We start from the raw sequence: 25,763 nt of genomic DNA, 5'->3' as shown, positions 1-25,763 counted from the left end.
CGGGCTTAAGTCCATTGACGAGCTGTGTGCCATGAAACCCCCAGCTTTGGAGCTACTGCCTGGCACGCGGGGTGCATTGACATGTTTTCCGCCACGATGCGGTCTTCCACGAGACGGACCACGCGGTTGTTTGCATCCTGGTCAAAATTTTTCTTGGCATGTTCCAGATTTTCCCATCTACTCAAACAGAACAAAACCTGGGACACTTCATAGCTCTCATACGGGAGCAATATTTCTAGCTATAGACATCCTCTGTAGAGCGCAACCAGAAATCCATCATCGTTCCTATGGTATCTGCTGACGAAAAGATGGTCTTCGCTACATCGGAGGGGCTCCAGTTATCGGGGAGATCTATAAAACGACCTGCGAGTTTCCCGATAGTCACTGAAGGAGATTCTTTGACGGCTTCAAGAATAGTTACGACGTCTTCGTAAGTAGCATCGAATGAATCTTTTCCATTGGCTGCAGTTGCATCGGCTATGCAAATCCAGTCATCGACTTCTCTCATGTCTTTCAAGAGATTATCAACTAACTTTTCAGGATTTGTTTCCATACTCATAAACATACTAGTAAGTTGATAGTGATGTTTGAGGTTACCCTCGGTTGATGGAGGACCTGACCCCCATTTGGTGGACACCTGATATCCAACCCAGTCGAGTTGGGAAGAAAGGTAATCTACCATCATGTCCAGGTTGGGGTTGCCCGCAAATGGGCCAGACCTTCGAAAAGTTGGGTTGCGTCCGCTAGTGTGGTGTATCTGTTACCCGGTTGAAGCCTCGTGCCCCTTTTCGAGGATATTGGCGTTGTAAACCAGTAGGCATTTGAGCAGTTAGAGATTAGAAAGAAATACCACTGACAAGCAGACCAAAAGAAAAAAACCATGCCTTACGAGAGGCCAACCCAGCACTACTCCCAAAGTCAATTCACATAAGGCGAACTTGAACCTGAGCTATCGACCTACGATGCGCAGCGCCTAGCTATCAATCTCTTCGTTTTGACCATTCTTGGCAAAGTCGTTTCCATTTCGACAATCCACTTTATGCGAGCAACGATTGAGTATTTCCGTAGCAACGGCTAACCGAGATTACGGGCTCAGCTGTCTTCACATTTATTACAGTACTCGTGAATTTTTATTAAACTTGGTGAAACTAGTGAAACAATTTAAATTAATAGCTAAAAAAACTTGCGATACTACGCAATATCTAGGTTGTTAAGTAGAAAGATATTGAACAATAGAAACTAAATTTCCCTACCGTCTAAATCGTCGGAACTTTCAATTTCCCGACCGAGTTACCAGTAACTATTTAATCCTTACTAGTAACGGAAAGCGTCGTGGGCAGCACAATCCTCCAAAAACGTATCCCTGTCGTCGCAATAGAAATCAATCGTGGAAGCAAGCAGCAGTCCTTTGTGAAGATCTTCCACCACAACTTCGGGCTCCACTTCAATGCTTACATTAACTTCGCTAAGAACGGGAACTCTTAGCGAACCGTTGTGATCAATACTGATGCTTCCGCCTTGTCCAGCCCGCGTCGATCTCACACTTTTCACCTGACCCCATGGGACATTACACGTCAATCGCTTCCCAGAGCGGATCGTGATACCCTCTGGCGTCACAAGGTGCGGTCTTGAACGCATAGCACTATAAAAACCGCATAGGAGAATGACCGCATAGATACTCACAGCCAGTACTAAGTAGCGCCAAAAGCCATTCGGTACAGCCAGGTGGACGACGCTGATCTCCACGACGCTCAACCCTACAATTACAGCAACAACCGTCCGAAGGTTTCTGTGAGTCGAATAACTTCTAGTGCACTGCTGGGAAACTCTCGGAACTCTCAAAACACCAACAGCAGCGGTCAACGTGCCTACTTCCGAAACAAGCAGAGCTAACGCCTGTCGAGGCACCCCAAACGTGCCTGCCGTCTCAGAAAGTGAGACCGCCCAGGAAGAATCGTAGTGTCGGTAATCCTTCCACATGCTAATAAACAGTACCAGCAAAGCAATTACGAGGAAGACAACCGGAACAAGAAAACATAAGAAGGATACCCCACCCGACATTCTCGCGAGAATAAGTAGGGCTACCTCAGAAACAACCGCGAGTGCAAGGAATGTTCGGAAAAAGGTCTTCAAATATCTGTCCTCCCAATCACACAAGTACATGACTTGGTTGAAAATCCACCACCCAGCTCAAATTTCTTATGAAGAGCTTCGTAGACCATAACACCGCGAGTATTCATAAACGAAAGCGGCCGGCGCTTATGTTTGAAGGACCTAACGGAGGTTATTGCTCCGGTATTTCGGTCAACGTTATACGAAGTATGCTCTTCATTATTCCAGTATACACTCATGTTTTGCAGAGACAATCCGCAGATATCTCAAGCAAAACCAGATGTCACGTTCTTCTACTCATCCTCAGAGTGATTCTCCTTGAGAAAACCCATGAAACTGAAGTATGGGACATCTTCTGCAGATCGTTGAACAGCTTCAAAAACAGCATCACTAATAGGGTCAATTACCTGGTCACTTAGGTTTAAGACTTCCAAGTAGAAATGCTGAGTAATCATGTACGGACGAGAATTTTCCTGATTACTACAAGGTTCTAATTCTTCAGCAAGCTCATATTCGTCTTCATCGCACTCATCAACTGAGAAATCAGGAAGATCGTCGATTTCGGGAAAAGAAACTTTGAGTTCCTTCTGGAAACGCTCTGCAACCTGGTAAGAGTCTTTTTCAGAGCAATAAACGTAAAGGTCTTCGTAAAAGCCTTGCAGCTCACCATTTGACAAAGAAGAAGGATTGGTCATGCGAAAGTCACTCCGTTCATTAGTGGTCGCGATAGTAAGCCTAGCTCTAACGGGGGCAGCAATCTCTGTTGCGCCGAGTGCTAGTGCTTATGCACCGAAGCCAGCATTGGAAGTCTTCCTAGCGAAGAAAAAGGCGGTGCTAGTTATACGCAGATCGCACATACACTGGGGTGGTGCCTAACCCCCGACGTGTCCATTTTCCGGGGTCAGGCCCTCACTCTTAAGCCGCCTCAATAGCGGCCACCGAATCCGCATAGGAGACTTTGACATGCGCAACGCCACCTCCCCAATAGAACCGGACGAATAAAGCAAACAGCCGAGCCGACTCCGTCGGCCCGCCGCAGTACCATCTACCCAGAACACGGCAGTACCGAGTCCCCAGAACACCGGTACCACAACCTCGCATCTGACATTTTATGACAATGCTCTAGCTGAGACCGTCAACGGTCTTTACTAGGCGGAACTGACTCATGCTCAAGGCCCGTGGACGTCGGTCGAAGAAGTAGAATTGGCCACCTTGCGGTGGGTGCATTGGTGGAACACTAAGAGGCTTCACGAAGCATTGGACTACGCCACCCACAAGAAGTCGAAACCGAGCACTATCTCACCCAGGCCATCAACACAGGGTCGTAAAAGACGCGGAACTAAACCCAGGACGCTTCAACTCACACTCCATGGGAATCAGAAAAGAACCCATGAAATGACAAAAATGCCGAACCAACGACACGCCCACCAGACACATATTTTGCTACTTAACCCTTAACCCTCGTTTAAGCCAGGCTGAGGCCACTCCATCGCGTTAACCACGACGAAGCCCCACAAGCTTGGGCTTGTGGGGCTTTATCTTGTGCCAGGTAGAAGATTCGAACTTCTGAAGGCAATGCCGGCGGATTTACAGTCCGCTCCCTTTGGCCGCTCGGGCAACCTGGCATGCACTCTGTGGTGCGTCTATGTACTTTACTATGAAGCACCCGCCTACCTCCAAATCACCAGCGCAGCGGGTCGAAATGGGGTGTATGGGAAAGGAGCACCGGCAGGCGGCTAGCCCACGCGGCGAACGGTATAATCCGCGAGATGGCGCAGCGCCTGGCTGGCAGAATTCTCCGGCAACACGGAAAGCTGTTCTTCTACCGTGCGTAGGTAGGCGTTAATGTCCTCTAGCGCCCGTTGACGGCCGCCAGACTGGCGCAGCAGCTCGATGGCACGGTCGACCAGGGCATCGCTTTCTAGGGGGCCAGTGAGCAACTCACGCAACTGGTCACCCACCTCGCCTTCCTCTTCCAGGGCGTAGAGGACAGGGAGCGTAAAGACGCCCTCGCGCAGGTCGGTGCCCGGGGTCTTTCCCGAGTCTTTCGGATCGGAGAAGATATCAATGACATCGTCCACGATTTGAAAGATCATGCCAATGGCACCACCTATGCGGTACAGGGCCGCAGCATGGTCGGCCGAGGCGCCGGAATGATAAGCACCAAGATAGCCAGCCGAGGCAATAAGCACGGCGGTCTTTTCCTGAATAACGGCCATATAGTGCTCCACGGGGTTGGCTTCGCCGGCACCGATGGTCTCGCGCATCTGGCCGGTTACCAACTCTTCAAAGGTATCCGCGAAGTGGCCCACGGTATGGGTATCTAGTTGACTCATCAAGCGGGAGGCGTGGGCGAGGAGGGCATCACCGGCAAGGATGGCTACGGAGTTATTCCACCGGGAGTTGGCTGATTCTACGCCGCGGCGGCGATCCGCCTCATCCATTACATCATCGTGGTACAACGTGGCAACGTGCACCATTTCTACAACGGTTGCAGACTTAATGACCTCATCACAACCCGGCTTGGCGCCGTACTCAGAGGCAAGCAGTGCCATCATCGGACGAAAGCGCTTACCACCTGCCTTAGACAGGTGACTTACTTTTTCCTTTAAGAAGTCCTGGCCGCGGTCAGTTTCACTGCGCAGCTTTTCTTCTACTGCTTCCATTCCCGCACCAATGCGTTCATTAAGCTGTGGATCACCAAGATCTAGCTGTGGATCACCGAGATCCACGTGAGTGGCATGCGAGTGGCCGTGAGTCATTAAATAGCGTTCCTTGCAATTAAAAGCCAGAGATAATCGTTTATCTACCGTAGTCCAAACCAGCCCCCTTTAACACACTTGAGGGGGTCACACGTGAGGGATCGAACTAGTGCAATGATAGTCCCTATGTCGGAACAGATCGATTCCCCCCGCCCCGTCGAAGTCGCCATCATCGGCGCAGGACCCGCCGGCGCCGCCGCGGCCATCCACGCCGCGCGCGCTGGCTATGAGACGGTCCTCTTTGATTCATCTACCTTCCCACGCGATAAAACCTGCGGCGATGGCCTCACCCCGCGGGCAATGCACCAGCTAGATGTGCTCGACATTAGCGTCAACGCTTCCTACCGCAACCGCGGGCTTAAATTACACGGCTATGGAGGAGACGTCACCGCCCCATGGCCGCGGACCTACCCTTCCCAGGTGGGCACCGCCCTGCCGCGTTTTAAATTCGATGCGCAGCTAGTAAAGGCCGCCACCGCCGCCGGCGCCATGCTTGTATGCGGTACCCCCGCAAGCGCCCCAGTCATGGAGGGCAATCGGGTAACCTCTTTTCGCGTCGGCCGACAGATAATTCGGCCAAAGTGGCTCATCGTAGCCGATGGCGTGCGTTCTACCTTTGGCAAGCAATTGGGCCGCACCTGGCACCGCGACGAGGTCTACGGCATCGCCGCACGTTCCTACGCCACATCCCTAAAAGCGGCCGAGCCATGGATGCACTCGCATGTGGAATTAAAAGATGAAGGCGATTCCGTCCAGCCCGGCTACGGGTGGATTTTCCCATTGGGCACGGAACTTGGCCAGGTCAATATTGGCGTCGGTGCCCTGTCGACAGCGCAGCGGCCAGCCAAGATTAATACCAAAAAGTTGCTGGAATTCTACGCCAGCCAGCAACGCGCGGAGTGGGGACTTGGGGACATCACAAACATCACCTCTGCCCTACTACCCATGGGTGGGGCAATCTCTAATGTGGCGGGGGCCAATTGGATGCTCATTGGTGATGCCGCCGCCTGCGTCAATCCACTCAATGGCGAGGGCATTGACTACGGCCTTGAGACCGCAGCGCTTGCGGTGGGCATGCTTGGCCCGCGAGATTTCACTCTCGCATGGCCGGCCACCCTGCGCGAACAATACGGCGAGTCCTTCCTACTCGCACGCACGGCCGCCCGTCTGTTGACCTACCCACAATTCCTGCCCTTAGCTGGTCCGTTGGCGCTGCGTGGGCCGGTAGGCCGCTTGCTGATGCCCGCCGCGGCGCGCATGATGGGAAACCTCATCACGAACGAGGACCGCGACCTTATCGCACAACTGTGGCGAGCGGCCGGCCGCACCTTGGGAGCCGTCCGCCGCGATACGCCCCTATGGGCCTCCACCGCGGCGGTCTAGGGCTTTCGAAGGAGGTTATTGAGGAGCAACGGCAGACGGCTTCGTTGCCGAATGCAGGGCGACGATGCCTAGGCTGAGGTTTTGCCAGCCCGCGTTGGCCCAGCCATTGCGGTTGATGGCCGCCGCCAGCTCCTCTTGACCCGGCCAGGCGCGGATAGATTCTGCGAGGTAGATATAGGCATCCGGGTTGGAGGAAATCACGCGCGCTACCGGAGGCAACAGTCGCATGAGATATTCTTTATACACAGTGCCGAATACCGGGACAATGGGGGTGGAAAATTCCGCCACAGCCAGGCGCCCGCCCGGCTTGGTTACACGCGCCATTTCCCGCAGGCCGAGCTCGTAATCGTGGATATTGCGCAGGCCATAAGAGATCGTGACGGCGTCAAACGTATTATCCGCAAAGGGCAATTTCATGCCATCTCCTGCCACCTTCGGCACATCGCGCTCGCGTCCGGCAGCGAGCATGCCGCGTGAAAAATCGCAGGCCACGCACCATGCGCCGGATTTAGACAGCTCTTCTGTAGACACGGCGGTTCCAGCTGCTAGGTCGAGGACTTTCTCCCCCGGCTGCAGGTTAAGGCGCTCGCGGGTGCGCTTGCGCCAGCGCTTGTCTTGTCCAAAGGACAAGACGGTATTGGTGAGGTCGTATTTTTCGCCGACGGCATCAAACATGCGCGCGACGTCGAAGGGCTTTTTATCTAGATCTGCCTTAGACACAAATGCATAGTTTAGGCTACGCGCGCCCCGAGGGCACGAGCCACCCATCGCGGCAGCTCTGGCCGTTGCCCCAAAATGGTCAACGGCACCCGGCGGGTATCTTCTAGTACTTCTTCGTAGTAACCCATCAGCTGCTCACACAGCGCCGTCCACGTCTTAGAAGAAATGGATGCGCGGGCATTATTCCGCAATTCCGCGTGAACCTCTGGGTTTAAAAGGGCATCGACGGCAGTGGGCAGATCATCGACAAAGCTATCCACGCCTAGGAGCAGGCCGTTATAGCCTTCTTGGATAAGGTCCACAGGCCCGCCTGCTCGCGGGCCGATGGTGGGAACGCCAGAGGCTTGGGCCTCCTGGATGGATTGGCAGAAGGTTTCAAATTCGCCGGCGTGCACAAAGATATCAAGCGAGGCATAGGCCCGGGCCAGCTCCTCACCGCTGAGCGCGCCGGTAAACACTGCGCCGGGAAGCTGTGCCTCTAGCAAAGGGCGCTCGGGACCATCGCCGACAATGACTAGCTGAATATCCTCCCGGCCATTGAGCGCGGACAGGCGGTGCACACCCTTTTCCGCAGCCAAGCGGCCGACGAAGCCGACGATGTTTTTGTTTCCACTCCGGTCCCAGCTGTGGCGCAGGGAAGCAGAGCGCTTTTGGGGATGGAATAGCTCGGCGTTGACGCCGCGGCCCCAGTGGCGCACGTGTTTGATGTGGTGTTTTTCCAAGTCGCGGATGGTCAGCGAGGATGGCGCCAGGGTCATCTGGCAGGAATTATGGATCGTGCGCAGCCACTCCCAAACACCATAAGCCAAGGCCGAGGCATGGTACTTGGTGGCGAATCCGGCGACGTCGGTTTGGTAGAGCGCGATGGCCGGAATGCGCTGTTGCCGGGCCGAAAATGCGCCCGCCGCGCCGAGCACGAACGGACTGGCCAGGTGAATGATATCGGGCTTAAACTTACGCAGCGCTTCATCCACGGCCGTAGTAGGAACACCCACCGGCAGCGAATCCACCAGCGGCACGCGCACGGTAGGCACGCGGTATATAGGAAAGCCCAAGTAATCGGGGATTTCGTCTTGGCCCTCACGGGCACCAGGGGCAATAACAATCGCATCGTGTCCGTTTTCGTGCAGGTGCTCTAAAACGCGCAGCACCGAGTTTGTCACGCCATTTACATTGGGGAGGAACGATTCAGCCACGATTGCAACTCGCATGCCACCATCATGGCTTATTTTTCTTGGCCTTTGGTGAATCCGATGAAAATTCTGGGTAAATTATTCTTCAGCGCGGTGGGTAGTGACGGTAATAAGGCGCCACAGGCCGACGGCGGCAAGCGTGGACACGATGGCCACGGACAGCGCCGGTATGACGGCCAAGGTCCACTCGCGGCCTTCCACCTTGACCAAATCCGGATTATCCTCGGCGTACTGTACCCAAACCTGCTGGCCCTTGCCCAAGTAGGTGGGATATAGCAATCCTTGCCGCGGGGAATGGTAAATCCCGTCGCTATCTTGAAAATCTACGGTGGTGCGCAGCGCGCCAACATCTTTGACCGTCGCCAGAGCCCGGCTAGGCTGCGCGGAAATGGCTCGGTCATTGAGAAACGGCCCCACCACGAGGCTCACCGAGCCCACAATCAGCGCTACATAGACGGCCAGTACGAGCTGGTGCAGCCGACGCCTAAATACTGCAGCCCTATACCGCGGGGCCACCTACTGGCCTACCTTCTGCGTGAGCTTATCCTGCAACGCCCGGCGCGTCGCACGGGTGGTCTGTGCCTCCACGACGGTAATGCCCGTGGAGTATTCCTTAAGCTCGGCCAAGGTATCCAACAGCTCTTGCGGGGTGGTAACCAAACGGTAGTCGGCACCATAAGCTTCTGCCAGCTTATCGATGCCCACCCCATGCGGCGTTCCAAAGGCGGACTCGAAGGCACCGCGAAGCGCGGGCGCGCCTTGTTCCAGGGTTTCGAAGATGCCGCCGCCATTGTCATTAGCCACCACGATGGTAAGGTTTTCCGGTCGCGGCTGGTCCTCCACTATCAACAGCCCATTGGCGTCGTGCAAGAAGGTCACATCCCCGACCAAGGCCACTACGCGTGGGGCGCGCCAGTGAGTGGGATCCAGCGATTGCGTGGCCAAGGCGATACCGATGGCTTGGGAGACGGTACCGTCAATGCCCGCTACCCCGCGCGGCGCGTAGGTATCCACGCCGTCGAAGGGCAGCCCAATCAGGGAGGCATCGCGCACTGGATTCGAGGCACCGAGTACCAGCGTGTCATTAACCGCTAGCGTATCGCCCACCGCCGCTGCCACGTGCAGGCCAGTAAAACCAAGTTCTTCCTCTTCCAAGGTCGCACGCACGGCCTCGCCGGCCATATCGGTCGCGCCCTGGCAAATCTTAAGCCACTCGCGGCTTGGCTCCCCGGTGACCTCGACGGTGGTGCCGAGCCGCGCGCTTTGCCCGCGCTGGTTAGTAAAATCCGCCGTGCGCGAAAGCACCACTAGCTCTATATCCGGGTCATTCATCAGCGCGAGCACGCTGCGATGCAGCGTGGGGTGGCCCACCACTATAACCTGCTCGACCTTGGTATTGACTACATAATCATTCGCGGAGACCTGCGCCTTGCGGAAAATATGCGCCGCAGCCGGGTGCACGGGGTGGAACGGTCCCGGCGCGGAAGGCTCCGCAATAGTCGGCACGTCTTCGAGCCCCTCGACCTCCCAGGCTTCATCGCCGGCGATGACGAGGGTATTCTTACTCAAATCCACCGCGACTTTGCCGTGGTCATAGAACCGCGGGGTGGCTTCGCGCGTGCCATCGCCACCTACCCGCTCAGGCAGGCTATCTCCTACCAGCGGCACATCAAAGGCGATATTAATGTGCACCTGGAGGTCGTGCTTAAACCGCTCCGCAATGGCGGCGATATCCCCTTCCGCGTTGATCTGGGTGGTATTCGCATACACGCCGAAGATGCCGTCTTGCACGATGGTTTGAGAGGCGCCGGTGCCGATCAACCGCTCTGGACGGTCCGCGCTGATAATGGCGAGCGGGGTATGCGAATAGTAGGCCTCAACCATCGCAGGCAGCGTATTGGCCACCGCTGTTCCGGAGGTCATCACTACCCCGACGTGGCGGTGCTGCACGCGTGCCATTCCCAGGGCGGTAAACGCGGCACCGCGCTCATCAATGCGCGTATGCACCCGGATATCCTCGCGGGCAAGGAGCGCTAGGGATAGCGGTGCATTGCGGGATCCCGGGCACAGCACCACATCGGTTAGGTGGCGTGCCAATTGGGCGGCCACCTGTTCAGCTAGCTGCATTGATTCATTCATGGTGCCAGATTTTACCTACTCAGGCGCAGCGGCCCGCAAACGGCAAACAGCAGAGCAATCGCACCGCGCCACCACCATGTAGCGGCGCCGGCCTGTCTCGCCGCCGCTACTGCTAGCTAACCCTGCTCCTCATCGTCGCTATTGCCAAAGAGATCCCGCAAGAGGCCTTCCACATCGAGGCCATCGCCTTCATCCAGGCGGTCCTGGATTTCCGGTGGCAGCTGGGTAGGAATGTCTTCCGGAAGATTGTCCTGCAAATTCGGCAGATTACGCAACCGTTCAGAAATTCCGGGGCGCGCATCCTTGGTTTCTGTCACCGTGGTGGGCACCTGCGTGGTCATGGTTTCCGTCACCGGTTTTGGCGCCGGTTTATCGGCGTCGCTCGCGGCATTGCGCCACAAGAAAAACAGGGCGCCCGCCGCTAAGATGGCCACCACGGCGATGGCGGCAAAGACACCGGTCATCGCGCCCTTTTTCTTCTCTCCCCTGCCACGCTGATCCGGGTCATAGTCCGATGGCACCGGCTCATACTGTTGTTGGCCATATTGTTGCTGGCCGTATTGCTGTTGGCCGTACTGTTGCTGGCCGTACTGCCCACCGGAATTCTGATAGTTTTGTTGATAATTCTGCTGGTAGTCAGCGTTCGCGTCGAATTGCCGCGTCTCATTCTGCGGCTGCTGTGCGCCCGGGAAGTACTGCTGCGGGCGCTGTTTGCGAGTATTACCAGCCGCACTATCTGGGACGCGGTCTATCTGACGCGTGGCATCCTCAGCCGGACCAAACCATTGACGGGTCTCGTCGCCGGCGCGGTCATCATTATGAGAGCCATGTCGGCCATTGGAACCGTTTTCACCAAAGCCATTATTTGTCATGCCTATAAGGTGTACCTCATTTCCCTGTGAAATCCCAGGCAATCTCCCGGATGCTAACGCCAAAACTGTGATGTTAGCTCTGAAGTTGACGCGCCCGCAGTGCCCGGCCGGTCGCTGTATCTTGCGCCGCCAGCTGGCGTGGGGTGGCATCAGCAATGATCTGCCCGCCGTGCGCACCGGCGGCAGGGCCCATCTCAATTATGCGGTCCGCGCTCGCCAGAACGCTGAGATCGTGTTCGATAACGATCACGGTATGCCCGGCCTCCACAAGCTTGTGTAGCTCGACATTGAGCAAGGCGCTATCGGCCGGGTGCAGGCCAGTGGTGGGCTCGTCCAGCATGTAGACCGTGTGCCCGCGCCGCGAATTGCGAGAGCGCTGCAGCTCCGTGGCGAGCTTGATGCGCTGTGCCTCACCACCGGAAAGCTCCGGCGCGCCTTGTCCTAAACGGAGGTAGCCCAGGCCCACGGCCTGCAGCGTGGCGATGGCACGGTCGATTTTTGGTTCCTTGGCAAAGAACTCGGCGGCTTCATCCACGGTCAGCTCCAATACTTCTGCGATACTGCGCCCGTGCCAGGTCACCTCAAGGGTCTCATCGTTGAAGCGGGCACCGCCACAGTGCGGGCAGGTGGTATATGAGCCTGGTAAAAAGACCAGCTCTACCTCGATTTTTCCGGCGCCACTACAAGTGGGGCACTGGCCTTGCTTCACGTTGTAGGAAAAGCGCGAGACCGTCCAGTTGCGTTGCTTAGCTTCTGGGGTGGAGGCATAGAGCTTGCGCACATTATCAAAAAGGCCGGTATAAGTGGCCAGCGTGGAACGTGGGGTGCGACCAATGGGCTTTTGGGAAATCTGCACCAGCCGGGCGACCTTATCCAGGCCTTCGACCCCGGCAAGCGAAAACTCGCGGGCACCCTCGTCTGCATTATCTTTATCCTCATCCGCCACGGTGGTGGCGGACTCTTTGAGGGTTTCTGCGAGCACGGTGCTCACCAGCGTCGATTTACCGGAACCGGACACCCCGGCCACAGCGGTAAATTGCCCCAGGCCAAAATCCACATCGAGCCCGTCGATGCTGCGCGCAGAAATGCCGCGGAGGCGAAGGTGGCTGGAGGGGGTACGGGGAGCATCGGCAAGCGCGAGCTTACGCTGCGCTAGGGCTCGGGCGGTGGGAGTATCGGCGTGATAATCCTCGACCGGTCCAGAATAGATCACCTTGCCACCGCCTTCGCCGGCGCCGGGGCCGACGTCCACGAGCCAATCCGCCTGGCTTACTAAATCCATGTCGTGTTCCACCAGCAGCACCGAATTGCCGGCCGCGATAAACCGGCGGCACATATCAAGCACTGCCCCGCGCTCATCAGGGTGCAAGCCGGCCGAAGGCTCATCGAGCACATAGGCCACACCGAAGAGGCCGGAACGCAGCTGGGCCGCTAGCCGAATACGCTGCAATTCTCCCGCCGAAAGGCTCTGGGTCGGCCGGTCCAGGCTGAGGTGCGCCAGCCCCAGTTCCAGGGCGGAGGTCAGCACCGGCAGCATCTGCTTGAGTAGCAGATCCTCCGCGGAATTCTCCTGAGGTTCCTGCGTGCTGAGTACCTCATAGACTTGGTCCAGCGGCAGCGCGCCCAGCTTGTCGATGCTCATTCCCGCATACGTCACCCGCAGCGCCCACGGGTTCAACCGGCGGCCGTGGCAGATATCGCACTCGCGGGACTCCATAAAAGACAACGTGCGCTTGCGCAGCGATTCCGATTGGGTCTCCTGCAGTGTCTTGGTCAGGTAGCTGGCCACTGAGCGCCACGTGCCCTCATAATTGCGCTGGATCTGGTCCGCGCCGCGCAGCGGTTTTACGGTGACCACGGGGCGCTCTTGGGTAAATAGGATCCAGTCACGGTCTTCCCGTGGCAGATCTTGCCAGGGCGAATCCAGGTCATAGCCTAAGTTCATGAGGATATCGTGGAAATTCTTCCCGGCCCACGCACCGGGCCAGGCCTTTATGGCGCCTTCCTCAATAGACAAGGTGGGATCGGGCACCATCGATTGCTCGGTGGGCTCGTGCACCACGCCCGCGCCCTGGCACTGCGGACACATGCCCTCTGGGGTATTCGGTGAAAAAGCGTCCGAGTAAAGGCCCTCAGGGTTATCCCCGGCGCGCGAATACAGCAGGCGCACGCTATTAGACACAGCGGAGACCGTTCCCACCGTGGAGCGCGCCCCGCCGCCGGAGGTAGATTGCTGCAGCGCCACCGTGGGCGGCAGCCCCTCCACCTGACTTACCTGTGGATCCACCGCGGAACTAATAAGCCGACGTGCAAACGGTGCCACCGACTCTAGGTAGCGGCGCTGTCCTTCCCCGTGGATCGTGCCAAAGGCCAGGGAAGATTTTCCGGAACCGGATACTCCGGTCACCGCCACAAGTTGGCCACGCGGCATATCCACATCGACATTGCGCAGGTTGTGTAAGTGGGCATCACGAACCTTAATTGTCATGACCACAATGTTACCCGCGCACTACGTCCCTGCGGCAACACCTCGGCCAACCACCCTCGTGTACTTGCTTACCGATCTGTCTACAATCCGCCGAAGCAAGAATTAATTTCACGCCCACTGGGGGTATTACAGCTGGCGAGCGCGCATCGCGACCACGGAGTCACAGTTGGTATATATGTAGCCCGCATCCTAACTGATAGACTTTGCTGTCTATTATGACAATTCCGCTTGGTCTATAAGCTGGAAGGTAGGGCTTCGCGTTGACCGATAACACTTCATCCATCGCGCTGATAGGACTTGGCCCCCGCGGCATTTCCGTCCTCGAGCGCCTCGTGGCACAACTCAATACCGTGTCTCACCCGCCAGAAAAGCTCACGCTGCACCTTATCGATGACGCGCAGCACGGCGGCGGCAAAATTTGGGATATCCATCAGCCTAAGTACCTGTGCATGAATACCTTCGCGCACGGCATGACGCTGTTTTCTGAGCCTGGCTCCACCGTGGCGGCACCGGTAGTAGAAGGCCCCACCATCTATGAGTGGATCCGCCTCATGCTTGGTGATGCCAACGTTCCCCCCGGCGCCCGCGATTACGCCGCCAACCACCCGCTCGATCCGCACGTACTCGAAGAATTCGGCCGCGCAGAGCTAGAAAAATTACGCCCCGATTCCTATTTGCCGCGCGCACTCTACGGCCACTACATCCTGTGGGTATTCCACTCGGTCTTGCAAGATGTGCCGGAGTGGGTGGAGGTCAAGCAACACCATGCCCGCGTGGTGGATATTCACGCCCGCAAAGGCGCGGATATTTTGCAGCTTAACAACGGCACCACCGTTGAGACTAGCTCTACCTTGGCGGTTACGGGTTGGCAGAACCAGGGGTATACCGAAAATGAGCGGTGGATTTTAAGCACCGTGGAAGACAACCCAAGCCTGCGCTGGATACGCGCCGATAACCCCATTGACCAGGGTATTGACTCCATCAAAGACAATGAAAAAGTCCTCGTGCGCGGCCTTGGCATGGGCTTTTTCGATATTCTTATCCTGTCTACCGTAGGCCGCGGCGGTAAGTTCGTCGAGGATTCCTCCCAGCCCTGGGGCCTAAGCTACGAGGCCACCGGCACCGAGCCCACCTTTGCGGCCGCCTCCCGGCGCGGCTATCCCTTCCTTCCACAATCTGATGAAGGCTCGCTGCCACCGGCCGCGGAGATCCCGCGCCTGAAGAAGGTCGTTGCCGAGCTCTCCCACCGCACTGGCGCGCGCTCCATCAATTACGACACTGAGGTGTGGCCAGCAGTCGCCCGCGATGCCTACCAGGCCTATATTGATACCCTTGCCCGCGTCGAACCGGAGAGCCTGCGCGCCTCCCGCGAGGAGATCATCGCTGCCCTCGATGCCACCCCGGTGGATGCGGGGGTGGCCTATAACGGCCTGGCTCAGCTCGATGAGGTCATTGCGCGCTATACCACCAAGGATTTTAGCCTGCTGCGCTGGATGCACCTGCTCACAGAGGATTTTTCCAGCCAGCAAGAGCTCACCCAGCACATCGTGCAGAGCATGTGCGAGGACCTGGCAGAAGCCCAGAAGGGGCCGGATAGCCCGGTGCGCGCCGCCTTGTGGTCGGTAGGATTCTCTCGCAAACCCACCCAGGTCCTGGGTGCTGAGGGCCGCTATACTTTGGAATCGCGCCACCACATGTTTGATAAAGCTATTTCCTTAGGGCAAACCACGTGCTCCGGCCCGCCGACGTTTCGCACGCAGCAATTGCTGGCGCTTGTTGATGCCGGCATTGTCAGCTTCGTCGGCGGCAACCCCGTCTTGGGTACGAATGCCGACGCTGGCGAATGGACCATGAGCTCCAGCGCGTCCGGCGGCAAGCGAATCCCGGGCACGACGCTTCTTGATGCCTGGGTGCACAAGCCTGATATTCGCCGCACCCCGCAGGATTCTTTTATGCACTCCCTTGTCGAATCCGGGCGCGTGCGCGCGTTTACGGAAACCGCCAGCGATGGCATCGAGGTACCTACCAGCTCGCCTGCCGAGGATCCTGATACCCGCCAGGTCCACAACGCCGATGGCTCGGTGGATGAGCGCCTGCACCTGGTAGGAATCCCCGCCCACGCCGAGTACCCGGATACCACCTTGGCCCCGCCCATTCCAGGCACCGATTCATGGTTCATCCAAGAAGCCGATAAGGCCGCCGTGCACGCGGCCCAGGTAGCCCTCGCGGGGCAAGCGTAGCTAGCAGCGAGGGGGCAGGCAACCGCCTGCCCATTACGCTGTTAGCAGTTCCGTTCGGAGGAGCCCAGGATTCATACTCCTAGCCCCATGCTGGGGCAGGTTATGTTTATCTGCGTTCGGACCTGACCCCCATTTGGTGGACACCTGATATCCAGCCCAGTCGGGCTAGCAAGATTGGTAATCTACCATCATGTCCAGGTATTCCGAACAGTTCAAACGCGATGCCGTGGCCCTCTATAAGGAACAATGAGGACCTCTCGCTGAACTCAGCATCAGCCGAACTCGGCATCAACCGAGCTTCGCTGCATTCTTGGGTCAAAAAGTACGGCACCGGCAAACGTGCCCGCGCGAAGACCATGCGTGACAAGGCCCAGGCGACGACTGATTCCGAACGGATCCGCCAGCTGGAGAAAGAAAACGCGAAGCTGCGCGAAGAACGCGATATTCTGCGCAACGCTGCGAAATATTTTGCCGAAGAGACTCACTGGTGATCCGCTTCCAGTTTGTCTATGACCACCGAACCGAGTACTCGGTTAAGCGGATGTGCCACGTGTTGAAGCTGAATCGTTCCTCGTTTTATACATGGGCCCACACCCGTAAAAATCGCAGGATAAAGATGTGTTCGGATGCCCTTATTGGTGCAAAAATCAAGGCCGCTTTTGATGATGAGCTTGGTCTTTATGGTGCTAAACGCATCGCTGCGAGCCTTAAGGAGGACACGGCGTTTACCCCGGTTAATCACAAGAAAGTCGCACGAATTATCAAAAGCCATGGGCCTTCAAGGGCTTTACCAAGCGGCGCCGATGCATCACTACCAGGCGTCAGCCTGGCCACCGTGTCATGCCGGATTTGCTAGGCCCGTAAATTTAGCGCCAGCGCGCCGAACCGTGTTTATGTTGGCGACATGTATCTACCTGCCGTGCAAGGGAGGCACAAACATGTACTTAGCCACAGTCATTGACACTTCATTCACGCAAACGTGCAGGATATGACATTCGCAGACCACATGCGGGTCTCACTGGTCATCGATGCTCTATCCCGCGCACATGGTGTGCGTGGCAGTCTTGACGGGGCCATTTTTCATTGACGATCACAGCAGTGTGTATACCTCGCAAACCTTCAGAAATTACTGCTCGTCGTTGGGTGTGCGCCAGTCTATGACAGCGGTAGGAACGAGTGCTGATAACGCCCTAGCAGAATCCTTTAACGCCACCTTAAAGCGGGAAGTCTTGCGTGATAAGAAGATCTTTGACGATCCGATGACCTGCCGGCAGGAAGTCTTCCGGTGGTGCATGCGCTACAACACGCGAAGACGGCACTCCTGGTGCAACCTTGTAGCCCCTGATGTCTTTGAAACCGAGACTTCAGCTACGTGGACCAAAGCAGCATAGCTAGCCCCCGATGTGTCCACTTTGCGGGGGTCGGGCCCGGACGCGTGGTCAAAGCTTCCGTCCTTGTGGCTACCGGGGTTAATGCCGAAGGCTATCGTGAGCTATTGGGCATGCAGGTTGCTACATCTGAGTCTGTGGCGTCGTGGACTGGGTTCTTTAGGGATCTTAAAGCTCGCGGACTTAATGAGGTCTATCTTGTCACCAGTAACGCGCATCGAGGAATCCAGCATGCGATTAGTGACGTGTTGCCGAATGCGTCCTGGCAGCGGTGTCGAACGCACTTTTCTAAAAACCTGTCTTCGATGGTTGCCAAGACCCAGTGGCCAACCCTATCGGCGATGTTTCATACGATATTCCAGCAACCAGACTCAAAATCGGTGTGGTCCCAAGCACGTGAGGTCGTAGCGTTTTGTGAAGATAAATTCCCCCACGTTGCCAGCTACCTGGAAGAAGCCCTCGACGAGCTCTTAGCTTTTACCAACGCCCCGAAATCCGTCTGGAAGAAAACCTGGTCGAATAACCCTACTGAACGGCTCAATCGTGAAATCCGCAGGCGTACGGATGTTGTAGGCATCTTCCCCAATCGTGACGCTGTCGTGCGCCTTGTTGGTGCTGTCCTAGCAGAACAACACGATGACTGGATCCAGCAAAACCGCTACATGTCACTAACCAGCCTGGCACAGACCAAAGCATTGATTACCGCCAACGTCATAGACGCTGACACCACCAAGGAGGTCGCATAAACCAGTTAAAGCACCGAGCACGTGCTGGCCCCTGACACCATCACACTGCATGCTCTATCGAAAGGTAAAAACACCACTCAAACGGACTTGACCCCAATAAAGCGCAGTAAGTTCCGTTTAGCACGGAGTCTTCCGTTTTATTAATAGGGTGTACCCGGCTGACGCATTGGATCTGAGGGCCTTGGCCAGGAAACGCTTCGCTGCGGCCACGTTCCGCTTCGGAGAGAGGTAAAAGTCCAAGGTCTGGCCACCGGCGGTGATCGCCCGATAGAGGTAGCACCACCTGCCGCCGACCCGGACATAGGTCTCATCCACCCGCCAGGAACTAGCTTGCCAGTCAGGTACCTGCCCGGTACCACCGTGTTTGCTTGTCCAGCTCAGGCGCGCATTTCTGGACCCAGCGGTAGATCCTGGTGTGATCGACCGGCACGCCCCGCTCGGTCATCATTTCCTCCAGATCGCGGTAGCTCACCCCGTAGCAGCAGTACCACCGCACTGCCCACAGAATGATGTCACGGGGAAATGACGACCGGAGAAGATACCCATGGCTGTGATTATTTCACCTCGCTCTTCCTACTGCCCCAACTTTGCAACAGCACCTTTGTCTTTCGGGGAAAGGCACGGAGCCTGCTAATAGGCAGTTTTCACCCCGAGGATGTGACCGATCTCCCCGGGGCATCAACCTATGCGTGGGAGTTAATCCAATCAAGGGCAAAATTGGCTTGCATGATTGAAGTGCGGGCGTAGCTTGGAATGGCGGTGGTCGGTGCTGCTGCTTCCCCCGCAAATAGAACTCTGTTCCCGGCCTGCGCAGTGCCCCAACCATTATTTAAAGGGGCACCGACCCAGCGAGAAGCGTTTGGCTTTATTTGACCAGGGAAAATTCCTTTGTTGTATTTGATCCATCCGGGGTCCTCATAGCCACAGGCGCAAACTACCGCTTCGACTCGGTGAGAATTACCCGAAGCATCTTTTAGGTCCACAGCGTTTCGAGCTTGTTCCCCTGATCCCTGGCCACGAGCTAGGACAAGGCTCCCTGCTTGAAAACCTTCTCGTAGGTTTTTCGCGCCTTGCACAGGCATGGCGGTCACGTAACGATGTATCCAATCTGATATCCCATTGAGGAGAGTCTGCCTTAGGGAGACTTTTAGAGGTGACCAGGTCTGATTGGCTAGGTCCACCATGCGACCGATCATTTTTTCCCACACAGAATAACCATTTTCAGCTAATTCATAGTCCAGCAGAAAACGATCAGTGCCATTCCTGGGGAGGGGCTCCCTAAGATGTCCCGGATACCAGCCGAGGGAGGTGGCGTGCTGAATGGCGTATTGTCTAAAATCCTCTACGCTGCGGGAGTGTGCACGGAACTCCTCTGCTGGCATTTCCTTTGGGGCGTTTAACTGAAGCGAAGTACGTACCCCGGGAAGCTGGCCGCTGGGGCTAAGCATAACTGCCTCCACCCCCTCAAATAACGCTAATCGTGCGGCGTCCACGGCAGAGAGGCCAGTACCTAAAATACCGATGCGGGAAGTGGGATGGTTTTCTAGCCAGTGTGAAAAACTGGGGTCATAGGGGCTGGGAAAAACTGGGACCGTATCACGGTATGACTGGCAAGATGAAGGGACCCGTGCTGTTTTTCGGCCACCTGTGATGATGACGAAATCGGCTTTAAAGAGCCCGTGACGCGCAGTATGAATGAGGACAGGGGGTGCAGAATCTTCTACACAAATGACCGAATCGAGTACGTACTGAAGACGGTCATCGCAACTGCCGCTCTCAGAGGGTAGAGCCTGTTGCAGGTAAGATCCGTACTTTTTTTCTTGAAGAGAATACAGAACTGGACTCTTGTTTATTGTATCCCAGGAACTCCGCAAAATCATGTGGTTCCTCGACATCCAGCGACATTACTGAAGTACTTGTGTTACATAGCAAGCGTTTATCAACATGGCCAAAAGCAAGGTGCTTCTGAGGAGGTGTCGCGTCAAAAATAGTGAGTTCAATATGCGGGAAAGTAGAAGATACCCGTCGTGCGACCGCTGCAGCAGCGACCCCTGCGCCGATAACAGCAATTCGGGTCGTCATCACGCATCCTTTCCGGGGGCAACAGTAAACAGATCACCATGGGCGTCGAAAGACTCAAGAGATTGAAGATCGGTCTCAACAGCAGCACGGTCAGAAGAGCCAAGAAAAACCATGCCAAACGCACCAGTTGTTACGCGATTCGAGTTATCGATATAAGTGCCGATCTTTGGCCGCCGCGAGATTCTCTGAACGGTCGGGCGAGTTTGGACAAGATCCCAGTGGCACTGTTGAAGCACACCGTTTGACTGCGGGGTAGGCATGAGCCAGGCGACACACCCGTCAAGATTTCCGGCGAGTACTTCCTGTTCGGCAGCTTGTAAACCATCCACTAGCATCGTGGCGAGAACGCTGATCTGGCTGAAACCGCGAGTCGGGAAATAGACCTCGTCGGGTACTTCGGGGCCCATACAGCGACCGTTGTATTCAATAAGTACCCACTGCCCCTTAGACCACCTCAGTTCCACGTGGGAGGCTCCGAAGTTTACTTCCAGAGCGTCAAGGAGCGATAAGGTATATTCCACGGCACCGGAATAGTGGTTGTCCTCCGGTCCTACTGTGATAGCTGAATATATGTGGGGAGCTCCAGATTCCTCCGTAAGTCCGTATCGGAAAACTTCGGTCACAATATGACGCCCTTCGGCTGTCACCGTGTTCACAAAATATTGAGGTCCGTCTACGTACTCCTGAAGAACCACGGAGGGTGATTTTTCTCCTAGCAAAGTCGTAGAATTTTGAATGGTAGTAATCGCCTGAAGAGTCTCGGGTTCTGTTTTGCAGAAATAGACATGGTCACTGCCCCCGCTTCCCACAGGCTTGACAACACAATCCTTGACCAGGGACGGCTCTAGATAAAGGCTGTCTTGTGCAGAAGCGGAGGATAGGGTAACAGACCTTGGGGCACGCAGTCCATATTGGTGAGCAACTTCAATCATTCCTTGCTTATGGCGACGGTGCCAGATCTTCTCTCTACCGTTATGCGGTAGTCCTAACTCAGCTGAAACCCACTCAGCTATGGATACTCCTGATTCGCTTCCCGGCACAACAAGGTCAAATTTTTCTTGGCTACATTCCCGGAGTAGGGCCAGGGCCCATGGATCGGAAATGCTCCCGTCTTCGTTAGCTGAGATGGCATACGGCGGGTTAGCAGTAGCAACCTCTACGTCCCTTTTTTGGCGCAGGGTTGCCACCAGATCGGCGCCACTTGAAGAATCATCAACTACTAATATTTTCATTTTTCCGTGTTCCCCACATTGCTTGGCTTATGGTTATTGCCACAATGAGCATCAACAAAGTTAACTGAATTGGTTCGACTTGAGAGCCCAATGCCACCTCGGTAGCCATCACCACGGCCGGAAGGGCCGCGATGATCAGTGCCGAGATGAAAGGCGGCGCTAAGGTAATTCCCCACTGCAAGAGCAGGATAGGAAAAGTAATGCACATCACCGATAGCAGGACGATTGACAGGGTAGAGCCTCGAAGCATCTCCGCTTCCACGGAAAAGAAAGCCACGAGACCGCTAATAATCCAAGCTAAGTGAAACCTCACTGCTGCAATCGTGAGAACGCTGTTCCCTTGTTCAGTAGCCCAGCGCGAGGAGTAAAGCACTCCTACCGCAGAAATTCCTGCGCCTACAGCTAGAGCGAAACCCAGATAAGACTGGGGTGAACTGCTTCCCGTTCCTAGGAAGAAAAAACATAGAGCCAGAACCACTACTGCAGTTGTTGACACCAATGAACTGCTGAGCCTTCTGGCCGACCAAGTCATTATTACTGCGACAATAAAAGGGCCGACTCCTGTTTCGATGACACTTGCTGCAGTGGACTGCATCAAAGTAGTGGAAACATAGAATAAGCAGAAAGCGCCCGCAGTAAACAGATTGAGGCTTGCTGCAGTTATCATTTTCATGGGGGGATGCGGTGTTTCCGTAGCTCGGTATTTTCTACGATAAAACGCTAAATAGACCACTGTGGAGATAATCGCCGCGATAAGAAACGCTGAAAACGTAGTAAAAGTAGATAGCTCTGGGTCTACTTGGGCTCCGACTATCGCAGTGCCGATTCCTTGCCATAGGACAGCTAGGGCTACGATAACCGCCCCTACACCTGGTTTATTGGACTGGATCATAAAACCTTACCCTCAAAATCCGTAAAGTTAACTTAATAGGTGCTGTTGCAAAGTTGGGCGGAGAGCAGCGAAGACTCAGTTTCTCATTCCCTGATGGCCGCTGCGTGTGGGCGTTGTTAGGCCATCTCGAAGATGAAGTGCCCCGAGTTTTGTTCCTAGGCATTTGCCTTGATTTCTATTATTCCCTGTTGCGGGGTCTTCTTCCAAAATTCGGTTTCCACCTCGGCTGGGGTTGGTCTGGGCTGGATTAAATAGACCATGTGGTTTGATCGTGTCTTCCGTGACAGCCCCTTGTTGGGCGGGAAGACTGATAATCATGAAGAAGTTTTCAAAACACACTCCTGAGCAGATCGTGGCCAAGCTTGATAAAGCCCGATCCATGAAGGCCTCGGGTAGTACCGTAGCCGAAGTCTGCCGCGACCTCGGTGTTAGCGAGGCAACCTACCGTCGCTGGGTCAAGCAGTACGGCGAGATGTCTGGCAAGTAAAGCCTGCCGCTTTAAAGAACTGCAGGAAGAAAACGCCAAGCTCAAGCGCCTACTCGGAGAAGCCGAGTTAGAAAAAGCGCTACTAAAAGGAGCATGCGGAGGCAAAAATTCTTTCCCCGGCACGCAAATTATGAAGCCATCGATGACGTTGTATCCGTGGGCTATTCGGTGCGCTTTGCCTGTCGCGTGGTCGGGGTCTCTAGAGCGGCATACTACAACGCCCGCACACACCACCAGCAGCCCAGCGTGGATAAGTACGCTGCTCTACGCAGGTGGCTCGTCACTTTCGCTGGTGAGCACCGACGCTGGGGCTATCGCCGTGCTTGGGTGAAAGCCCAGGCCAGCTGGTTTTACCTGTGGCCGTGATGTGGTGTATTACCTGTGGCGCCAGGAGGGTTTGCGGGTCTTGCCTCGCAAAGCTGGTAAGCAACGGTGCTTGCCTATGCCAACGCCGCGTACGCAGCCAGCGACATGTCCGGGGCACGTGTGGGCACTGGACTTCCAGTTCGATAGCGACTACCAGGGCAAAGCCTTTTAAGATCTGCAACGTGATCGACGAGTTTACCCGTGAGCATGTTGGTTTCGAGGTCGCTCGGTCAATTACGCCTATTGCGGTGATTGACCTGCTGGAGAACGTAGCCGCTGTGCGTGGCAGGCCTGGGGGTGTTTGCGTATGGATAACGCCCCCGGAGTTCATCAGCCGTGAGCTGGCTTACCGGGCAGCTAAGCACGATACTGTCGAGGCGTTTATCCCACCGGGAATGTTGTGGCATAACGGGTTTGTGGAGTCCTTCCACAACCGGCTACGCGACGAGTTGTGAGAAGACGAGATGTTCGACGACCCCGCCCATGCGTCGCGTTGCCTGCGACTGTGGTCGAAGCGCTATAATACCTATCATCCTCATTCGAGCCTAGGGTTTATCCCGCCGACTGAGTACGCCAACCAATGGCACCAAACCCAGGAAGGCACTCAAACCGCCCGGTCTTAAAACCAGCCCGGCCCACATCGACATGTTTTCCGCCAAGATGCGGTCTTCCACGAGACGGACCACACGATCCTTGGCATCCTGGTCAAATTTTCTCGGCACGTTCCAGATTTTCCCATCTACTCAAACGGAACAAAACCTGGGACAATTCACACAAGCATTTAGAAACTACTGCTCATCGTTAGGTGTACGCCAGTCCATGGGCGCGGTTGGAACGAGTGCCGATAATGCCCTGGCAGAATCATTTAACGCCACCTTAAAGCGGGAAGTACTGCGTGATAGGAAACTCATTGAAAGTCCAATCAGCTGCCGCCAGGAAGTCTTTCGGTGGTGCATGGGCTACAACACCCGAAGGTGCCACTCCTGGTGCAATCTTGTAGCTCCTGATGTCTTTGAAGCCGAGACTTCAGCTACACTAACTAAAGCAGCACAGCCACCCCCGACGTGTCCACATTTCGGGGGTCAGGCCCTTATGTCGAATTCGCCCAATCGGGCTGGCGGCGGATTCTAGGGGTCGTTGCAACGATGACGGTTACTTTGGTTTGATACTACCGGTTTGTGTCAGGGCGTTGGTCATGACTTCGGCTGGGGTGCGCCAGTTGAGTGCTTTGCGTGGTTTGTGGTTGTGAATGTTGGCGATCATCTCCAGGTCCTCGGCGCTGTAGATGGACAGGTCACTGTTTTTGGGAAGGTTTCTCCTGAGCCTGCCGTTGGTGTTTTCGTTGCTGCCTCTCTCCCACGGCGATCCTGGATGGCAGAAGTAGATGGGAATGTCAGTGGCCATGGTAAAGGCTTTATGGCCAGCCATTTCACTTCCTTGGTCCCAGGTAATTGATGACCAGATAGCTTTATCGATTCCAGCAACAGCCTTGTGCAGGGCTGTGAATACTTCTTTGCTGGTATGCCTTCCTGGCAGGTGGCCAAGGACAACAAATCGGCTAACGCGTTCTACTAACGTGATCACCGCTGATTGGTTATTTTTACCAAGGATGAGGTCGCCTTCCCAGTGTCCTGGCAAAAGACGTTCAGTAACCTCTTCTGGCCGGTCGTCGATGAGGATCATGTCGTCAACGAAGCGTTGCTGGGCCGGTGTGGTGGTGCGTGTTTGGCGTTTCTTGCGTTTCTTTCTGCCGGTAGGCAAGTCCAGGCCGAGGTCTTTGAGTCTTCCTTTGGACTGTAGATAAAAGGCGTCATAAATCGTTTCGTGACTAATGCGCATGTCCTTATCAGTGGGGTAGTCGATGGGCAGGCGATTGGAAATCTCCTCCGGTGACCATTGTGCCCGCAATTGTGTGCATACATAGTCCCATAACCTTTTGTTGGCCAGCAGTTTCGGTATTTTCGGCCGCAGCCTACGCGCACAAGCCTTTAACTGGGCGGTCTCCGCACGGTACGGGCCTTCAGCGCTGTGGTTTCTGCGTACTTCACGCTGAATTGACGAAGCACTTCGCCTGAGAGTGTCTAATGGTTTGTGTGTAGGTTCCCAATCTACATAAGGAGATAAGCCAGAATGACTAGTGTGGCACGACGAGACCCGAGCTGATAAGGCCAAGATTTGATGCGATTGAAAAGAAGCTTCTTGCTAACCCTGAGATGGCGAAACTTATTGACGAGCTAGGCACGTCCACCACGGATGCCAATGATTTGGTTCGCGGTATGTTGCAAGCTTCAATTACCCGCGGTCTGAACGCGGAAATGGATACCCACCTGGGCTATGCATCCGGTGATAGAGCAGCTAAAGCTACTGTTGGAACGGATAACTATCGCAATGGCACGTATCCGAAAACCGTAGATTCTAATTACGGGCCAGTAAGCATTGATGTTCCACGAGATAGAAACGGCACGTTTGTCCCTACGATGGTGCCCAAAGGCTCCAGGCGGCTGACAGATGTTGACGACATGATTGTCAGCTTGTATGCCGGCGGAATGACCATTCGGGATATCCAGCATCATATGGCAACAGCGATGCGGGTAGATATCTCTCATGAAACAATGTCCGCGGTCACTGATGCCGTCCTCGATGAAGTCATGGTCTGGCACA

General features: G+C 55.5%; 23 protein-coding genes, 1 tRNA gene and 5 pseudogenes. 11 read left to right on the top strand and 18 right to left on the bottom strand.

Annotation, left to right across the window (positions count from 1 at the left end):
• Nucleotides 1-5: 5 nt before the first annotated feature.
• From D9V82_RS10425 to D9V82_RS10410, 3 genes are all read right to left on the bottom strand, one after another.
• Entirely contained in the window at nucleotides 6-185 is a 180-nt protein-coding gene (locus D9V82_RS10425) for a hypothetical protein (RefSeq protein WP_121912308.1), read from the bottom strand.
• 50 nt (nucleotides 186-235) lie between these two features.
• Nucleotides 236-559, bottom strand: coding sequence for a hypothetical protein (locus D9V82_RS10420; protein ID WP_147444079.1), 324 nt, complete (start codon nucleotides 557-559; stop codon nucleotides 236-238).
• A gap of 1,846 nt (nucleotides 560-2,405) precedes the next feature.
• Entirely contained in the window at nucleotides 2,406-2,807 is a 402-nt protein-coding gene (locus tag D9V82_RS10410; RefSeq protein WP_121912305.1) for a hypothetical protein, read from the bottom strand.
• Nucleotides 2,808-3,222: 415 nt separating this feature from the next.
• Between D9V82_RS10410 and D9V82_RS10400 the strand changes: the two are divergent.
• Nucleotides 3,223-3,440 (top strand): annotated as a pseudogene (locus tag D9V82_RS10400) (integrase core domain-containing protein); the annotation flags it as partial.
• Between the two features lie 215 nt (nucleotides 3,441-3,655).
• Here D9V82_RS10400 and D9V82_RS10395 read toward each other — a convergent pair.
• Nucleotides 3,656-3,737: transfer RNA gene (locus D9V82_RS10395), tRNA-Tyr, on the bottom strand.
• A 111-nt stretch (nucleotides 3,738-3,848) separates the two neighbouring features.
• A complete protein-coding gene (locus D9V82_RS10390) occupies nucleotides 3,849-4,874 on the bottom strand; it encodes a polyprenyl synthetase family protein (RefSeq protein WP_121912304.1) in 1,026 nt (341 codons plus the stop codon).
• A gap of 114 nt (nucleotides 4,875-4,988) precedes the next feature.
• On the opposite strand from D9V82_RS10390, the gene D9V82_RS10385 reads away from it, so the two are divergent.
• Entirely contained in the window at nucleotides 4,989-6,257 is a 1,269-nt protein-coding gene (locus tag D9V82_RS10385; protein WP_121912303.1) for a geranylgeranyl reductase family protein, read from the top strand.
• Nucleotides 6,258-6,272: 15 nt separating this feature from the next.
• Here D9V82_RS10385 and D9V82_RS10380 read toward each other — a convergent pair whose 3' ends face one another.
• From D9V82_RS10380 to D9V82_RS10355, 6 genes are all read right to left on the bottom strand, one after another.
• Complete coding sequence (locus tag D9V82_RS10380; RefSeq protein ID WP_121912302.1) at nucleotides 6,273-6,977, bottom strand: demethylmenaquinone methyltransferase; 705 nt, start codon at nucleotides 6,975-6,977, stop codon at nucleotides 6,273-6,275.
• An 11-nt stretch (nucleotides 6,978-6,988) separates the two neighbouring features.
• Nucleotides 6,989-8,188 carry a glycosyltransferase family 4 protein gene (locus tag D9V82_RS10375; RefSeq protein WP_121912301.1) on the bottom strand — a complete coding sequence of 400 codons (1,200 nt, stop codon included), beginning with the start codon at nucleotides 8,186-8,188 and terminating at the stop codon, nucleotides 6,989-6,991.
• Between the two features lie 60 nt (nucleotides 8,189-8,248).
• Entirely contained in the window at nucleotides 8,249-8,686 is a 438-nt protein-coding gene (locus D9V82_RS10370; RefSeq protein ID WP_121912300.1) for a DUF3592 domain-containing protein, read from the bottom strand.
• Nucleotides 8,687-10,309, bottom strand: a complete 1,623-nt coding sequence (gene menD / locus D9V82_RS10365; RefSeq protein WP_121912299.1) for a 2-succinyl-5-enolpyruvyl-6-hydroxy-3-cyclohexene-1-carboxylic-acid synthase — start codon at nucleotides 10,307-10,309, stop codon at nucleotides 8,687-8,689.
• 116 nt (nucleotides 10,310-10,425) lie between these two features.
• Nucleotides 10,426-11,181, bottom strand: coding sequence for a hypothetical protein (locus D9V82_RS10360; RefSeq protein WP_121912298.1), 756 nt, complete (start codon nucleotides 11,179-11,181; stop codon nucleotides 10,426-10,428).
• Nucleotides 11,182-11,254: 73 nt separating this feature from the next.
• Complete coding sequence (locus D9V82_RS10355) at nucleotides 11,255-13,669, bottom strand: excinuclease ABC subunit UvrA (protein WP_121912297.1); 2,415 nt, start codon at nucleotides 13,667-13,669, stop codon at nucleotides 11,255-11,257.
• Nucleotides 13,670-13,929: 260 nt separating this feature from the next.
• Here D9V82_RS10355 and D9V82_RS10350 point away from each other — a divergent pair, with 260 nt between their 5' ends.
• The 3 genes and pseudogenes from D9V82_RS10350 to D9V82_RS10340 form a co-directional block, all read left to right on the top strand.
• A complete protein-coding gene (locus D9V82_RS10350; RefSeq protein ID WP_121912296.1) occupies nucleotides 13,930-15,909 on the top strand; it encodes an FAD/NAD(P)-binding protein in 1,980 nt (659 codons plus the stop codon).
• Between the two features lie 190 nt (nucleotides 15,910-16,099).
• Nucleotides 16,100-17,300: pseudogene (locus D9V82_RS10345) on the top strand (IS3 family transposase).
• A gap of 38 nt (nucleotides 17,301-17,338) precedes the next feature.
• Nucleotides 17,339-18,043: pseudogene (locus tag D9V82_RS10340) on the top strand (IS256 family transposase); the annotation flags it as partial.
• Between the two features lie 153 nt (nucleotides 18,044-18,196).
• Here the strand turns inward: D9V82_RS10340 and D9V82_RS10335 are convergent.
• The 5 genes and pseudogenes from D9V82_RS10335 to D9V82_RS12755 all read right to left on the bottom strand — a co-directional run.
• Nucleotides 18,197-18,589 (bottom strand): annotated as a pseudogene (locus D9V82_RS10335) (IS6 family transposase); the annotation flags it as partial.
• 137 nt (nucleotides 18,590-18,726) lie between these two features.
• Entirely contained in the window at nucleotides 18,727-19,491 is a 765-nt protein-coding gene (locus tag D9V82_RS10330) for an FAD/NAD(P)-binding protein (RefSeq protein WP_147446200.1), read from the bottom strand.
• A gap of 328 nt (nucleotides 19,492-19,819) precedes the next feature.
• Nucleotides 19,820-20,125, bottom strand: coding sequence for an FAD/NAD(P)-binding protein (locus D9V82_RS10325; protein WP_121912294.1), 306 nt, complete (start codon nucleotides 20,123-20,125; stop codon nucleotides 19,820-19,822).
• Nucleotides 20,125-21,357: an ATP-grasp domain-containing protein gene (locus tag D9V82_RS10320; protein WP_121912293.1), complete on the bottom strand. Its 1,233-nt coding sequence runs from the start codon at nucleotides 21,355-21,357 to the stop codon at nucleotides 20,125-20,127. Before D9V82_RS10320 ends, D9V82_RS10325 begins: the two co-directional genes overlap by 1 nt.
• Nucleotides 21,338-22,249, bottom strand: coding sequence for a hypothetical protein (locus tag D9V82_RS12755; protein WP_234457548.1), 912 nt, complete (start codon nucleotides 22,247-22,249; stop codon nucleotides 21,338-21,340). The genes D9V82_RS10320 and D9V82_RS12755 overlap by 20 nt, the downstream gene beginning before the upstream one ends.
• Nucleotides 22,250-22,565: 316 nt before the next feature.
• Here D9V82_RS12755 and D9V82_RS10310 point away from each other — a divergent pair, with 316 nt between their 5' ends.
• The 4 genes from D9V82_RS10310 (at nucleotide 22,566) to D9V82_RS13155 (ending at nucleotide 23,725) form a co-directional block, all read left to right on the top strand.
• A complete protein-coding gene (locus tag D9V82_RS10310) occupies nucleotides 22,566-22,736 on the top strand; it encodes a transposase (RefSeq protein ID WP_121912292.1) in 171 nt (56 codons plus the stop codon).
• Nucleotides 22,737-22,829: 93 nt separating this feature from the next.
• Nucleotides 22,830-23,102: a hypothetical protein gene (locus tag D9V82_RS10305; protein WP_121912291.1), complete on the top strand. Its 273-nt coding sequence runs from the start codon at nucleotides 22,830-22,832 to the stop codon at nucleotides 23,100-23,102.
• Between the two features lie 182 nt (nucleotides 23,103-23,284).
• Nucleotides 23,285-23,557 (top strand): DDE-type integrase/transposase/recombinase, encoded by a 273-nt coding sequence (locus D9V82_RS12300; protein ID WP_167449796.1) that lies wholly within the window; start codon nucleotides 23,285-23,287, stop codon nucleotides 23,555-23,557.
• A gap of 9 nt (nucleotides 23,558-23,566) precedes the next feature.
• Entirely contained in the window at nucleotides 23,567-23,725 is a 159-nt protein-coding gene (locus tag D9V82_RS13155; protein WP_121912289.1) for an integrase core domain-containing protein, read from the top strand.
• Here the strand turns inward: D9V82_RS13155 and D9V82_RS12295 are convergent.
• Nucleotides 23,648-23,824 (bottom strand): hypothetical protein, encoded by a 177-nt coding sequence (locus D9V82_RS12295; RefSeq protein ID WP_167449794.1) that lies wholly within the window; start codon nucleotides 23,822-23,824, stop codon nucleotides 23,648-23,650. The genes D9V82_RS13155 and D9V82_RS12295 overlap by 78 nt on opposite strands.
• 7 nt (nucleotides 23,825-23,831) lie before the next feature.
• Here D9V82_RS12295 and D9V82_RS13150 point away from each other — a divergent pair, with 7 nt between their 5' ends.
• The gene (locus D9V82_RS13150; RefSeq protein ID WP_411763270.1) at nucleotides 23,832-24,233 is read left to right on the top strand and encodes an integrase core domain-containing protein; all 402 of its coding nucleotides are present in this window, start codon (nucleotides 23,832-23,834) and stop codon (nucleotides 24,231-24,233) included.
• Between the two features lie 21 nt (nucleotides 24,234-24,254).
• Here D9V82_RS13150 and D9V82_RS10285 read toward each other — a convergent pair whose 3' ends face one another.
• On the bottom strand, nucleotides 24,255-25,157 hold the full coding sequence (locus D9V82_RS10285) for an IS30 family transposase (protein ID WP_238995904.1): 903 nt from the start codon (nucleotides 25,155-25,157) through the stop codon (nucleotides 24,255-24,257).
• Nucleotides 25,158-25,232: 75 nt separating this feature from the next.
• Here D9V82_RS10285 and D9V82_RS10280 point away from each other — a divergent pair.
• Nucleotides 25,233-25,763, top strand: a pseudogene (locus D9V82_RS10280) (transposase); the annotation flags it as partial.

This window comes from Corynebacterium macginleyi, from assembly GCF_003688935.1.
Lineage (GTDB): Bacteria > Actinomycetota > Actinomycetes > Mycobacteriales > Mycobacteriaceae > Corynebacterium > Corynebacterium macginleyi.
This window is presented reverse-complemented; position numbering and strand designations above follow the sequence as displayed.

Excerpts from the sequence above, each read along its gene's own strand:
- D9V82_RS10310 (WP_121912292.1), top strand. The coding sequence starts at position 22,566 with ATGAAGAAGTTTTCAAAACACACTCCTGAGCAGATCGTGGCCAAGCTT.
- D9V82_RS10420 (WP_147444079.1), bottom strand. The coding sequence starts at position 559 with ATGAGTATGGAAACAAATCCTGAAAAGTTAGTTGATAATCTCTTGAAA.
- D9V82_RS10330 (WP_147446200.1), bottom strand. The coding sequence starts at position 19,491 with ATGCTTAGCCCCAGCGGCCAGCTTCCCGGGGTACGTACTTCGCTTCAG.
- D9V82_RS10320 (WP_121912293.1), bottom strand. The coding sequence starts at position 21,357 with ATGAAAATATTAGTAGTTGATGATTCTTCAAGTGGCGCCGATCTGGTG.
- D9V82_RS10390 (WP_121912304.1), bottom strand. The coding sequence starts at position 4,874 with ATGACTCACGGCCACTCGCATGCCACTCACGTGGATCTCGGTGATCCA.
- D9V82_RS12755 (WP_234457548.1), bottom strand. The coding sequence starts at position 22,249 with ATGATCCAGTCCAATAAACCAGGTGTAGGGGCGGTTATCGTAGCCCTA.
- D9V82_RS10360 (WP_121912298.1), bottom strand. The coding sequence starts at position 11,181 with ATGACAAATAATGGCTTTGGTGAAAACGGTTCCAATGGCCGACATGGC.
- D9V82_RS13155 (WP_121912289.1), top strand. The coding sequence starts at position 23,567 with ATGTTCGACGACCCCGCCCATGCGTCGCGTTGCCTGCGACTGTGGTCG.
- D9V82_RS10325 (WP_121912294.1), bottom strand. The coding sequence starts at position 20,125 with ATGACGACCCGAATTGCTGTTATCGGCGCAGGGGTCGCTGCTGCAGCG.
- D9V82_RS10305 (WP_121912291.1), top strand. The coding sequence starts at position 22,830 with ATGCGGAGGCAAAAATTCTTTCCCCGGCACGCAAATTATGAAGCCATC.
- menD (WP_121912299.1), bottom strand. The coding sequence starts at position 10,309 with ATGAATGAATCAATGCAGCTAGCTGAACAGGTGGCCGCCCAATTGGCA.
- D9V82_RS10375 (WP_121912301.1), bottom strand. The coding sequence starts at position 8,188 with ATGCGAGTTGCAATCGTGGCTGAATCGTTCCTCCCCAATGTAAATGGC.
- D9V82_RS10410 (WP_121912305.1), bottom strand. The coding sequence starts at position 2,807 with ATGACCAATCCTTCTTCTTTGTCAAATGGTGAGCTGCAAGGCTTTTAC.
- D9V82_RS10355 (WP_121912297.1), bottom strand. The coding sequence starts at position 13,669 with ATGACAATTAAGGTTCGTGATGCCCACTTACACAACCTGCGCAATGTC.
- D9V82_RS10385 (WP_121912303.1), top strand. The coding sequence starts at position 4,989 with ATGATAGTCCCTATGTCGGAACAGATCGATTCCCCCCGCCCCGTCGAA.